The 11357-nt window shown below is 46.1% G+C and carries 13 protein-coding genes; 8 read left to right on the top strand and 5 right to left on the bottom strand.

The features are described 5' to 3' along the window. Positions 1-539 precede the first annotated feature (539 nt). Positions 540-2300 carry a hybrid sensor histidine kinase/response regulator gene (locus F3J22_RS24535; RefSeq protein WP_167020559.1) on the top strand — a complete coding sequence of 587 codons (1761 nt, stop codon included), beginning with the start codon at positions 540-542 and terminating at the stop codon, positions 2298-2300. 43 nt (positions 2301-2343) lie between these two features. On the opposite strand, the gene F3J22_RS24530 is transcribed toward F3J22_RS24535, so the two are convergent. Next, positions 2344-2997 (bottom strand): DUF1349 domain-containing protein, encoded by a 654-nt coding sequence (locus F3J22_RS24530; protein ID WP_167020558.1) that lies wholly within the window; start codon positions 2995-2997, stop codon positions 2344-2346. Between the two features lie 159 nt (positions 2998-3156). Between F3J22_RS24530 and F3J22_RS30750 the strand changes: the two genes are divergently transcribed. From F3J22_RS30750 to F3J22_RS24505, 5 genes are all read left to right on the top strand, one after another. Beyond that, positions 3157-3918 carry a helix-turn-helix transcriptional regulator gene (locus F3J22_RS30750; protein ID WP_167020557.1) on the top strand — a complete coding sequence of 254 codons (762 nt, stop codon included), beginning with the start codon at positions 3157-3159 and terminating at the stop codon, positions 3916-3918. 69 nt (positions 3919-3987) lie between these two features. Then, a complete protein-coding gene (locus F3J22_RS24520) occupies positions 3988-4677 on the top strand; it encodes a DUF2461 domain-containing protein (RefSeq protein ID WP_167020556.1) in 690 nt (229 codons plus the stop codon). A 24-nt stretch (positions 4678-4701) separates the two neighbouring features. Then, positions 4702-4902 (top strand): hypothetical protein, encoded by a 201-nt coding sequence (locus F3J22_RS24515; protein ID WP_167020555.1) that lies wholly within the window; start codon positions 4702-4704, stop codon positions 4900-4902. A 28-nt stretch (positions 4903-4930) separates the two neighbouring features. Next, positions 4931-5725, top strand: a complete 795-nt coding sequence (locus F3J22_RS24510) for a metallophosphoesterase (RefSeq protein ID WP_205195549.1) — start codon at positions 4931-4933, stop codon at positions 5723-5725. Between the two features lie 77 nt (positions 5726-5802). Further along, positions 5803-6555: a metallophosphoesterase gene (locus tag F3J22_RS24505; RefSeq protein WP_240155161.1), complete on the top strand. Its 753-nt coding sequence runs from the start codon at positions 5803-5805 to the stop codon at positions 6553-6555. A 12-nt stretch (positions 6556-6567) separates the two neighbouring features. Here the strand turns inward: F3J22_RS24505 and F3J22_RS24500 are convergent, their stop codons facing one another. The 4 genes from F3J22_RS24500 to F3J22_RS24485 form a co-directional block, all read right to left on the bottom strand. Next, positions 6568-7572, bottom strand: a complete 1005-nt coding sequence (locus F3J22_RS24500; RefSeq protein WP_167020554.1) for a hypothetical protein — start codon at positions 7570-7572, stop codon at positions 6568-6570. Positions 7573-7718: 146 nt separating this feature from the next. Next, a complete protein-coding gene (locus F3J22_RS24495) occupies positions 7719-8165 on the bottom strand; it encodes an FHA domain-containing protein (RefSeq protein ID WP_167020553.1) in 447 nt (148 codons plus the stop codon). A gap of 132 nt (positions 8166-8297) precedes the next feature. Next, positions 8298-8750 carry a hypothetical protein gene (locus tag F3J22_RS24490; RefSeq protein ID WP_167020552.1) on the bottom strand — a complete coding sequence of 151 codons (453 nt, stop codon included), beginning with the start codon at positions 8748-8750 and terminating at the stop codon, positions 8298-8300. Between the two features lie 77 nt (positions 8751-8827). After that, positions 8828-9613: a hypothetical protein gene (locus F3J22_RS24485; RefSeq protein WP_167020551.1), complete on the bottom strand. Its 786-nt coding sequence runs from the start codon at positions 9611-9613 to the stop codon at positions 8828-8830. Positions 9614-9819: 206 nt separating this feature from the next. Here F3J22_RS24485 and F3J22_RS24480 point away from each other — a divergent pair, with 206 nt between their 5' ends. Together F3J22_RS24480 and F3J22_RS24475 are read left to right on the top strand one after the other, a co-directional pair. Beyond that, positions 9820-10647, top strand: a complete 828-nt coding sequence (locus F3J22_RS24480; RefSeq protein WP_167020550.1) for a hypothetical protein — start codon at positions 9820-9822, stop codon at positions 10645-10647. Between the two features lie 198 nt (positions 10648-10845). Further along, positions 10846-11352 carry a GNAT family N-acetyltransferase gene (locus F3J22_RS24475; protein WP_167020549.1) on the top strand — a complete coding sequence of 169 codons (507 nt, stop codon included), beginning with the start codon at positions 10846-10848 and terminating at the stop codon, positions 11350-11352. Positions 11353-11357 lie beyond the last annotated feature (5 nt).

The raw sequence follows: 11357 nt of genomic DNA, 5'->3' as shown, positions 1-11357 counted from the left end.
TTAACATGTGTGTAGTAATTTATCCTCTTTTACGCTTTTTAATACGCTTTTAATGCTACAGTAAACACCCGACAGTTACGCCTCACACCCGTTAGCGAACTGATATCAATCGAAGCTCCTTATATCTCTTTAAATATAAAAATGATACGGAGGGTACTAAGTTTTTATACCCATAAGCAGTAGTGAAATCCGGCATTTTAGCCGGGTGAAGCTATGGAGCTATTGCCTGTGGCTGATTACAAGATGCCGTACGCGTGAAAGGCAATATTGTTAAATATTTCAATCGTTTTATTAGACTAGTACTATCGTGCTAAATTTCGTATGACCGTTACCGTACCCCGCAGCCAGTATATACCCTTAATGAAGGAACCGTTCTCCAGTTGAATTACAATCGATTTCAGGTAAACGTAAATCCGTAGTTTTCCATACCCAATTTGTTATGCATGATAAATTTTCTATTTTTGTCTGCGGAACGATGGCTGTAAGCTGCCGCCCACCTTACGTTTCTCTCAAAATATACCGGGATTTAATTTTTACTTATGAGCCCTATATCCCTATTGAGTGCTATTAAACGTCTGGTTAATGCAGGCACTGCCAAAGTAGATGAAGCACAAGCACCCGCATTGCGGATTTTAAACACGTTATCCCTGCTGACTGGTTTCATGGTGTTTGCCTTTGGTATGCTGTTCTACGGGCTGGTAAAAAGTAAACTCCTCCTGTACGGTGTCATCTTTGAAGGGTCCGTTTTCTTCAGCCTGATATACATCACCGAATGGCTGGCCAGCACTAAAATAACGGCCTTCTGTATGCTGGCCATACACAGCTTCTCTGCCATTTATTTCGGGGCACTACTGGGAATGGCCATCAATACCAATGTAGTAGGGTTCTTCCTCCTGGTATTCCTGGTGCTGGGCTCGTACTTTATCTTCCGTGACCTGCGTATAATGGCCGCCAACCTGCTGGTTACCGTCTTCCTGCTCGCAGTCACCGCCTACAATAATCATTACCACATCATCCGGCCCATACAGCTGGACCATACCAATCTTTATATTTTCCGCTGGTTCAGCATCTTTGGGATGCTTGTACTCACGCTTACGGTATCGTCCGACTTTATCCGGATGGTCAATAACCTGCTCATCAGGATGCGGGAGGCGGATGCCAACAGAAGAAAATACCTCGTGGAAACCTCCCATGAGCTGAAATCTCCGTTAAGCGCCATCATCACACTGGCTTCTAATAATATCCATGATAAAAACCTGGACGACCGTACCGTGAAATTGCTGGAAAGTATCATAGATGCTGCCACCCACGGACTGAAAGTGGTCAACAACGTCCAGGAGGTAGCTAAAATAGAGGCAGGCCGCCCCTCAGAAATCGTAAAGGTGTCCTTTGAACTCAAACGCTTCATGGCCAGCATCTATAACATGATGGTGCTTTCTGCACGTAACAAAGGCCAGGAACTCCACATCAGCTATGCCAGCAACCAGGTGCCACGTCGCGTAACAACAGACGAGACCATGCTCCGCCAAATTATGCTCAACCTGATCTCAAACGCGGTAAAGTATGCACCGGTTAATTCACCTTTACGTATATACGTAGACTTTGAATGCCATGCCAATACGCTACTGATAAGTGTGGCCAACCAGGGCATCGCATTTGAAAATGACCGGGTGGGGGAACTCTTTACCAGCTTCGTTAGCACCGATTATACCGCTACCGGTGGGTCCGGCCTCGGCCTCGAAATCTCCAGGAAATTCGCCAGACGACTTGGCGGTGATATCCTCCTGCAGGCGGGGAGCCCGGGAGAGGAAATCACTTTTGTCGTGAAAATTCCGGTAGTGGCCAATGAAAAACTGCTGCCGTCGGCTTCTCCCGTGATTACAGCAACACGCCAGGATGCCGTCATCAGCGGAAAGAAAATCCTGCTCATCGACGATGAAGACATCAACTTTAAAAGTCAGCACCACCTTTTCCGTAAATGTGCCAACTACTACGCCCGGGAAGGTACCTCCGGACTGCGTATGGCCCGGGATATCCGGCCAGACCTTATCCTGCTCGATGCAGAACTGAATGCCGCTCAATCGGGGAAGGATATCCTGCTTTATATCAAAAGTACTGATGCGCTAAAACATATTCCTGTCATCATAGTGACGGCAACAAGTTTTAAGGAATGCCAGGAAGAATTTATGGAGATGGGCGCCAGCGCTGTATTGACAAAGCCGCTGGGCATGAGTGCGATGAAGGTTTTTGCGGATATTTTACAACAGGCGGCAGCACACCAGGCAAACAACAATGGATGAAACCGGAATTTTAATAATGGTAACCGTTTAAGAATAGCGGAACTTACTGCGCTGCGTTATTTTTTAACCATTGCAGCCTGCGTGCATCCGGCAGGTGCTTTACAGAAAATGATTCAAATACCGCATGGAAGCCATCGCCATCCGGCGAGGCTGCCATCAGACCTACCATCAGCGGCTGATTATCCTTCATAGGGGCATTCCTGGTCATGATATAATTTTTATCGTCATAGGAGTAGTAAATTTCTATGGCATCCAGTCTTCGTACTGCCTTTACCCAAATGAACGGCGGCGTCTTTTCCAGCGGCAGCACGCTCCAGTCGCTTGTATGGTGTGTCACCACTGTGCTTACATTGAATTTACCATCATAGAATTCGATACCTGTTTTGATGTAGTTTTCCTGGTCTGCCCTGATCATCAGGCCCATCTGATCGAAACGTGATTTATAGGCACCCGTCAGTTTTACTTTTACTTCAAACTCTCCGCCGTAGGTGGCATAATAAAACGGTGCGTCGTCAACGGTAAATCCATAGTGAGAAATCCGCCAGTAGTCGGTTTGTGGTGTTACCGACATAGAAAGTGCATTGTTTTTTACCTCCCATTTTGACGGTTCGTTAAACCATTGCATCTTTTCTAAAGTCTGGGCATATACCGTCTGCAATGCTGATAACGTCAGCGCTGTCAACAAAAATTTCTTCATATCTTGTTTCTGGTAATTGATTAAATATCCATGGTAGTATTGGCAGCACAAAGCTAGTGGCTACGCATTTTACGGACAATGGTTATTAATAACCATTTTTGTCGTAATTATTGCTGGTGGCGGTTTTGGCAGATGATCGCCCTGGGAAAAATATAACAGATGAAGGACAGAGCGCGCCTGAACGAAATACTTTTGCAACAGCACTTTGTTGATGCCGCAGATGAAACGGCCCTGCATAATGCCATCCTGGTAGCACAAATGTATGCGCAGGTAGAAAATGCCATCAGTGTTTTAAGTGACATGAAGGAAAACCGAAGCTACATCTATACCGGTGGTGCAGGAGAGGAGCTGGGAATACCTGCCCACAGGGAAGCGAAAGTCATTGACTCCATCTGGGAAGAGGAAATCTTCAGCAGGATACGGCCTGCCGACCTGCTGGAAAAATATTCGCTGGAGCACCAGTATTTTCAATTCCTTAAAAGTATACCTGTGGCAGAAAGGTCGGCCTGGCAAGTGCAGAGCCGTATGCAGATGCGCGGTAAAACAGGGGCTTTTGTACCGGTACAGCACAGAATATTTTATCTCAGCAGTACCATCCATGGTACGGTACAACTGGCATTATGTCTCTATAATATTGGGTCTGTTCATACGGAGCATCCGGGGTACCACGGCGCCATCATTAATACCCGTACCGGGAAGCTGGTACCGGTGGATGACCCGGAAGGAAATGAATTCCTTACCAGGCGGGAACTGGCGGTTCTGAAACTGATAAAGGATGGTAAACGTAGCCGGGAAATTGCAGACATATTATCTATCAGTCTCTTTACCGTCAATCGTCACCGGCAGAATATCCTGGAAAAATTACATGTAAGCAATTCCATGGAAGCCTGTCGCATTGCGGAGTCAATATTGCTGATTTGAGTGATGGAGATTGTGTAGATTTATATTTAGTACATTGCAGCTATCTCCCGGGATAAAATTTTAAAACATATGGCTAAAAAACAAAAGGCAGGTATCTCCCCGACAGCTTTTGAATTTCTTCAAAAACTTGGTCAGCATAATAACAGAGAGTGGTTTAATGAACATAAAGGGGAATTTGAGGAAGCCCGGCAGGCCATGGAAGTATTTGCAGAAGCACTATTGCAGAAAATGAATGAACATGATGTGCTCGAAACGCCATCCGGTAAAAACAGCTTGTACAGGATTTACAGGGATATCCGTTTCTCCAATGATAAGACGCCGTACAAAACGCATTGGAGCGGAAGCTTCAAACGGGCTACCAAACAGCGTAGGGGCGGATATTATTTTCATATAGAACATAATAACAGTTTTATTGGAGGTGGTTTCTGGGGGCCTTCGGCAGATGACCTGAAGCTGATCCGTGATGATATCGCTTTTGATGATACGCCGGTGCGTAAAATCATCACCTCAAAAAAATTTATCAAAACATTTGGGGAACTGGAAGGGGAGCAGCTGAAAACTGCGCCCAAAGGCTTTCCGAACGATCATCCTGCCATCGATCTGTTAAGGTACAAGCAATTTCTGTTGCGCAGAAGGTTCAGCGATGAAGAAGTGCTTAGTCCGGGCTTTCTGGAAGAAGCAGATAAAACTTTTCAGGCTATGCGGCCATTCTTTGATTACATGAGCGAAGTTTTGAGCAGTGATGGTAATGGTGTATAATTGATTTTTGATAACACCCCACCTATGGATGAAATAACAAGAAACTGGATAGACGTGGCCAAAGTGCTGGCAGCCGATCCTGCAGCAAAGGTGCAATGCCACCTCTGTCATGTAGGTTATTTCCAGATAATAGATGTTCCGATTGACGAGCATTACTGGGATAGATACATCTTTTGTGATCATTGCAGGGAATATGTGTCTATAACCAAAATGAGCAATTCTTAATCCCTGATAACGTATACACTTCCCCGTTATGCATATAATTTCAAGAACGATAGCCATTGGCGATATACATGGTGGACTGAGCGCACTGGAGCAGGTGATAGCACTATTAAATCCCCTGGGTGGCGACCGCCTGATTTTCCTGGGCGACTATGTTGACGGCTGGTCTGAATCTGCGCAGGTGATAGATTACCTGCTACAGTTAGAGCAGTCGGTTAATTGTATTTTTATCAAAGGTAATCATGATGTTCAGTGTGAACTATGGTTAAGCGGAGCCCTTCCTGACGAGGAATGGGCCGAGGGTAGCGGCGCTGCTACCATTGAAAGCTATGCCGGCTATTCCGATGAACAGCGCGGGAAGCACCTGGATTTCTTCCGCCGTACCCGCTATTATTTTGTAGATGAGCAAAACAGGTTGTTTGTGCATGGCGGCTTTACTGCCGATGATGGCCCTGCCGCCGAACCATTTCCGGAATTGCTCACGCGCGACCGTTCACTGCTGCAACTGGCCTTCACGCTGAAAGATATGGTGCTGGATGACCCTGCATGGCTGCCGGAAAAAATGGCGCAGTTTAAGGGCATCTACATCGGGCATACGCCCACCATCAACTATCATTCCTTTGAGCCGGTTCATGCCTGCAACCTCTGGGATATAGATACCGGCGCTGGCTTCTATGGCCCGCTCACGGCAATGGATATCGACACAGAACAGGTATACCAGTCCAAACCCCTGCCAGACCTATATCCTGACGAACAGGGACGAAACAGCTACCTCGAGTGGGAAGAGGAAGAAGCGCCCGATGAAGATGATTTCGAAGATTTTTAATAAATTTCTGTTGATCATCTGCCTGAAATAGCGGATCATATTTCCGGAAATGTAAAAAGCGTATATGCTTACCTGTTATGAGCATGATTTCAAGAACGATAGCGATCGGTGATATCCATGGAGGACTAAAAGCCTTGGAGCAGCTGATCGCTGTGCTGAAACCCACTGCCAGCGACCGGCTGGTATTCCTGGGCGACTATGTGGATGGCTGGTCGGAATCAGCACAGGTAATAGACTACCTGATACGGCTGAACCAGTCGGTCAATTGCGTCTTTATCAAGGGAAATCATGATGTGTTGTGTGAGTCGTGGTTAGGCGGTCAGTTACTAAAGGATGCCTGGTTGTATGGCCATGGCGCTTCCACCGTTAAAAGTTATGCGGGCTATTCTGCTGCACAGCGGATGGTACACCTGGATTTCTTCCGTAGTATGTCCTATTTTTTTACAGATGAGCAGAACAGATTATTTGTGCATGGCGGCTTTACTGCCGCAGACGGGCCGGCGTTTGAATTGTTGCCCGATATCCTGACGAAAGACCGTACCCTCCTGGAACTGGCCATCACTATGAACAAGCGGGTAGTTACGCACCCGGCGTTAATGCCTAAGAAACTGGCGCGCTTTAAGGCCATTTATATCGGGCATACGCCTACCATTAATTACGATTCCTTCGTGCCTATCCATGCCTGCAATGTCTGGGATGTAGATACCGGCGCGGGCTTCTATGGCCGCCTGACCGCGTTGGATATCGATGCAGAAAAAATATATCAATCCACCCCCTTACCGGAGTTATATCCGGATGAACCAGGCCGGAATAAGTACCCGGGCTGGTGAAACCGTATATCCTTATTGCGGAAGGGCTGGCAGACTGTTTATAAATTCCTGCTGGTCATCTACCCGGAAATAAATATGCGCAATATTTTTCTTCTCTTTAAACAGCAATTTTACGCTTACCGGCATATGTAGTTCCAGCCGCATATTATGTTGCTCCATGGCACTCAGCAGTGCCAGTTTGATATTTCCATTTCCTTTGGTGAAGGTCTTTTTATTCATGGCCACCTCCTTGATGGCCGTCCATGGGATTCTGACAGATGTCAGCAGGCCATATCGCAGCTGGAGGTATTCGCTGGTAAGCAATATGGGCCGCTGTTTCATGGCGCGGATATGTGCAATGAGAAACAGAACAGAATAGATACTGAGAAGTAACAGTGAGCGTTCTATCACCGGTGGTGCCAGTTTGTGCAGCAGTATGGTGGTGCCGGCACCTTCTATCAGCAACAGGAAAATAAAGACAATATATACAGCGGTGATGCCGCCAAACCGGTGATAGCTGAACCCTTTCGCCGGTTGATTACCCTTGTAGAGGTAATACATTACCCCGATCTCTGAAGCCAGCAGCTCGCGGGGCTTTTCGCCGGATATAACGCCTTTGAGCGCTACAGGCATCTTTTCCAGGAAGTCGTCTGCAGGAGCGGCCTTGCTAAGCGTGTTATAGTTGTGTACCGTCTGTTTCACGATCATGGCTATACGAATTACCAGTACCAGCATCACGGCGGCGGAGAGGTAATGGTTCAGGAGTATACTTTGGGCGGAATGGAACTGTAATTTGAGCAGAAAGGCACTTATTTTCAGTGAAAGGGAGAGCACCAGCAGGAAAGACAGCCATCGGAACGATTTTGCGGCGATCGTATCGCGTGCCCAGGTGATGGGCACCAAAATGGCAATGATGCCTGTAATGGTCCAGAAAAGGGTAATAGCAGGGTGCAGGAGGTATATGGTGCTGGTGATGATGGATAAGAGCACGGAAAGTATACTGGCAGGATAGCGTTTGGTAAGGGTCGTTAACGTCATAATACGGATATTATGTGAGGTAATCGGCCCCAAAGTTAACATAAAGGGGGGAATAGCTGCTGTTTTTCTGCCGGGAAGGGGTGGCTGGCCGGCATCCCTCCCGGAGCGGAAAATGCCGGCAATTTGGTTATGCGTTGCCGTTAGTGCTAGTACTGGATGTTGACGGTAAACCGGTCTTTCCCGAGGATGATAGTACCGCCGTCTACCAGTGGCACCGGCTCTTTACAGTCTGTCTGGGTGCCATCCAACTCGAAGAAGGTACCGGCCATGGATCCCAGGTCCTGTATGTAATATTGATTTTTACTGAGTTTGATCAGGAAATGTCTTCTGCTGATTTCTACATGTGGGCGGAAAAGAGTTTTGCCCATATGTTCTCTCCCGAAGAAGGCCAGTTCAAAAAATTTCAGGATGAAATTGTCATTACTTTCCTGGTTCGTAATGATAATGCCAACGGGCGTTTTCTGTTTCTCTGCAGGCAGTGAATCTGCGAGGGCGGCGCCACAATTCTTACATGCAGCAGGCCTGTTGGACAGTTTGTCGAATCCATTGTCCTGCTGACATTTAGGACAAACAATAATAAAGCGATTATTCATGCTGACAATAAATTACTATGGTCGATAAATATCGCATGAGATACTGTAATGAGGCGGCAGTAAAAGAAAAAGGGCCGGCCAGGAAAAGCAATGCTTCCTGGCCGGCCCCTGATTTAAAACCCTTAAACTACATCATGGATTGGCATTTTGCACGGCATTCAGCATGTCGTTTACATATTTTTTGAGTTTTTCTTTGTCTGCAGGATCGAGTTTATCTGCTTTTTTATCATATTCCTGTCTTAAAGCCGTTAGCTTGTCCATGTATTCACCGGCTTTTTTGCCGCTATTCGCATTCACCAGCTCGGAGAGGTATTTATGGAAGTCGTTGGCAAAAGATTTTGCGTTATTCTTCTTAAAATCCGGCATGGCGATTTTCGACATGGCATCGTTGATATTGGATTGGATGGCTGCTTTCACGGCATTCACCGCATTTGCGTCGCTGGCGGCCTGTTGTACTTCGGAGGCAGCGGCAGACTGAGCAGCTTCATTCGCCTTTGATTCAGCATTCCGTGCATCCTGTTTTTGTGGATTGCCACATGCTACAGCCAGTGAGCCGGCAAAAACGAGGTAACGTGCAAACTTCATAGAACAGTAGTTTTTAAGTTTATAAAAAAGGTTTGTTTATAATATTTTTTTAGCTGGATGATGACCTTGACTGCAAATCAAAACTGACAGTTGATACCAGCAAAGAGTTGCAGGGCGGGTTGTCCGGCGCCATAGTGTACTATGGTAAACTGTGGTTCCAGGAATATGTTGAATACAGCTTTACCGGCTTTGACTACTTTACCCAGGCCAACACCGATAGGTACATTGTAGGTATTTCCTTCTATGTTGATGGTGGAGAGTGCAGTGGAGCGGAGGTAGGTACCTTTCCCTAATTGAACCAGGAGGAAGGGTTGTATTTGCAGACCGCTGGTAGAGCTCCTGTCTTCCTGTCCGGCAATGGATCCCAGATAGGTAATCAGTGCTCCGTACTGTATTACAGCAGAGGCCATATTGAATATGATAAATGCGCCACCCAGCTGCCATTTACCTGCGCCGGTGTAATCTGAATTCGCCGTAGGAATAGACAGGGATGGTCCTGCACCTATCAGCAGATGCGAAGTCGGTTTTGTAAAGGTATAAGTCGCAAAAAAGCTGAGGTCGCCGGTACCAGAGGCGTATTTGGCAACGTCATTTTGCACGGTGGTAGGATTGGTATTAAAAGGCATAGTAAATCTTGTCAGGATTTTACCATTGGCAAACGGTAGAATGACCCGAACCAGCATACTATTGGCATGCATGTCTGCATTATCATAAATCGTAGGTACGTAATAGTTTTGCAGGTTGATGGCTTTGGCGTTGGCCAGCGGGTTATTGGCCTTTTTCATTTCATCTTCGCTGACTTCCTGCTGGGCCATGGCTTTGACACCGCCTAGCAGCAGGAATAAAAATAAAAGCTTCTTCATAAAGTTTCATTTTGGACGTTGAAAGCTTTGATGAAAGTGCTGGTGATGTTTATGCAGTCGGAACGTGGAAAATTATAAAAACTCTCTATATAACATAATCAGTTAATAAAAGGTTCAACAAAAAAATGGTAAAGGAGACGGCTAAACGTAATCTTTTTTGCCTTCCATATTGTTAAGCAGACAATAAGTACCCAAAATCTGTTTATATGTATCGTACGCTGCAATTAATTTTTGCGATGCTGCTCGCAATAACCGTATCTGCTCAAACACAGCCTGATATTGTTTTTAAAACCAATGGAGAACAACTTAGCGGCAAGGTAACAGCCATTAATGACGCCGACATCAGGTTCCGTTATACCGGTGAAACGTTGGACTACACCATTAAGAAATCAGATATTCAGAAGATCAGGTTTGCCAGTGGCCGGGAGGAAGTATTTAATCAGCCGGCCATCGTAAACGGCGCTGCTGCCACGGAAAATTCCGGGGATGCCGCACCCGCCGGGGACCCGCATAATAAGGTCGCTATTCTGCCCTTTTCCTTTATCAAAGATGGTCATCCGCAACCAGATGAAGCAGGGCAGGAAGTGCAGAACGAAATCTATAACATGCTGAGCAAACATGCAGGCGTATACGAAATCCTGCAACCCCGCCGTACCATAGTGATGCTGAATAAAGCAGGTGTCACCAAGGATACATATATGAATTTCACGATGGATGAAATCTGTAAAAAACTGGGCGTAGAATATATCCTTACCGGCAGTATCAGCGTCAATAGTACCACCGTTACCAGTACCGGCACCTCCAGCTATAACGATAAAACAAAAAATGAGGACGATAAAAAGAAGAATTCCGGTACCAGCAGCAGCTATTCTACCGCCAAACAGAATTATAAAACAGTAGTGGATATGAAAATTTACAACGACAAAGGCACCAGTATCTACAATCAGAACCGACAGGCATTCTGGAATGACCAGGATTCCTATAAGAGTACGGTGGAGTATTTGCTGAAGAGATGTCCGTTGTATAGGAAGTAAGATAATATAGGGAGAAAAAATCCCCTGCTGCCATTGGCAGCAGGGGATTTTTCTTTTCGGGAGATACGGCAGGTATCTCCCGAAAAGAAAAAACAGACGTGGTTTTTAATAAATCTGATCTGGTCAAAAAATAGTAAAACTGCATCTGTTTTGGTTGGATAATAAACTGGAATTTTGCAGCAGGTAAAAACAAGTTTTATGACGATTGTAAACAGCACAATGGCCGATATCGACAGGCTTTTTGAAATGTATGATGCAGCATCCGTTTATATGAAGGAGAAGGGCGCCCCTAGTCCCTGGCAAGGGTTTGAGCGCACTAAGGTAGCCGCAGAAATTGAAGAAGCCCGCCAGTGGAAGGTGGTAGAAAACGGGGAGATCACCGCTGTTTTTCTGACTACCTATAACGACCCGCATATCTGGCAGGAGAAAGATCAGGACCCTGCGGTATATATCCACCGGATTGCGACGCATCCTGAACACCGTGGCAAGGGATATGTGCAGGATATTGTGGACTGGGCCAGGGAACATGCACAGGAAAAAGGGAAGAAATTTGTGCGTCTGGATACCGGTGCAGGCAATAAACCACTGATCAATTACTATATACGTTGCGGATTTAATTTCCTCGGCGATGTCTATATCAATTCACCGGAGTTGCCGGCACATTACCGTGGTGGCACTTTCGCGCTACTGGAAATTGAATTGTAAAGAAA

The organism is Chitinophaga sp. Cy-1792, assembly GCF_011752935.1.
Taxonomy (GTDB): Bacteria; Bacteroidota; Bacteroidia; order Chitinophagales; family Chitinophagaceae; genus Chitinophaga.
The sequence above is the reverse complement of the archived record's forward strand: the minus strand, read 5'-3'. Positions and strand labels throughout refer to the sequence as shown.

Coding starts and splice junctions, on each gene's coding strand:
- F3J22_RS24495 (WP_167020553.1), bottom strand. CDS start 8,165: ATGAATAATCGCTTTATTATTGTTTGTCCTAAATGTCAGCAGGACAAT.
- F3J22_RS24530 (WP_167020558.1), bottom strand. CDS start 2,997: ATGAAGAAATTTTTGTTGACAGCGCTGACGTTATCAGCATTGCAGACG.
- F3J22_RS24510 (WP_205195549.1), top strand. CDS start 4,931: ATGCATATAATTTCAAGAACGATAGCCATTGGCGATATACATGGTGGA.
- F3J22_RS24490 (WP_167020552.1), bottom strand. CDS start 8,750: ATGAAGTTTGCACGTTACCTCGTTTTTGCCGGCTCACTGGCTGTAGCA.
- F3J22_RS24535 (WP_167020559.1), top strand. CDS start 540: ATGAGCCCTATATCCCTATTGAGTGCTATTAAACGTCTGGTTAATGCA.
- F3J22_RS24500 (WP_167020554.1), bottom strand. CDS start 7,572: ATGACGTTAACGACCCTTACCAAACGCTATCCTGCCAGTATACTTTCC.
- F3J22_RS24480 (WP_167020550.1), top strand. CDS start 9,820: ATGTATCGTACGCTGCAATTAATTTTTGCGATGCTGCTCGCAATAACC.
- F3J22_RS24505 (WP_240155161.1), top strand. CDS start 5,803: ATGAGCATGATTTCAAGAACGATAGCGATCGGTGATATCCATGGAGGA.
- F3J22_RS24515 (WP_167020555.1), top strand. CDS start 4,702: ATGGATGAAATAACAAGAAACTGGATAGACGTGGCCAAAGTGCTGGCA.
- F3J22_RS24475 (WP_167020549.1), top strand. CDS start 10,846: ATGACGATTGTAAACAGCACAATGGCCGATATCGACAGGCTTTTTGAA.
- F3J22_RS24520 (WP_167020556.1), top strand. CDS start 3,988: ATGGCTAAAAAACAAAAGGCAGGTATCTCCCCGACAGCTTTTGAATTT.
- F3J22_RS30750 (WP_167020557.1), top strand. CDS start 3,157: ATGAAGGACAGAGCGCGCCTGAACGAAATACTTTTGCAACAGCACTTT.
- F3J22_RS24485 (WP_167020551.1), bottom strand. CDS start 9,613: ATGAAGAAGCTTTTATTTTTATTCCTGCTGCTAGGCGGTGTCAAAGCC.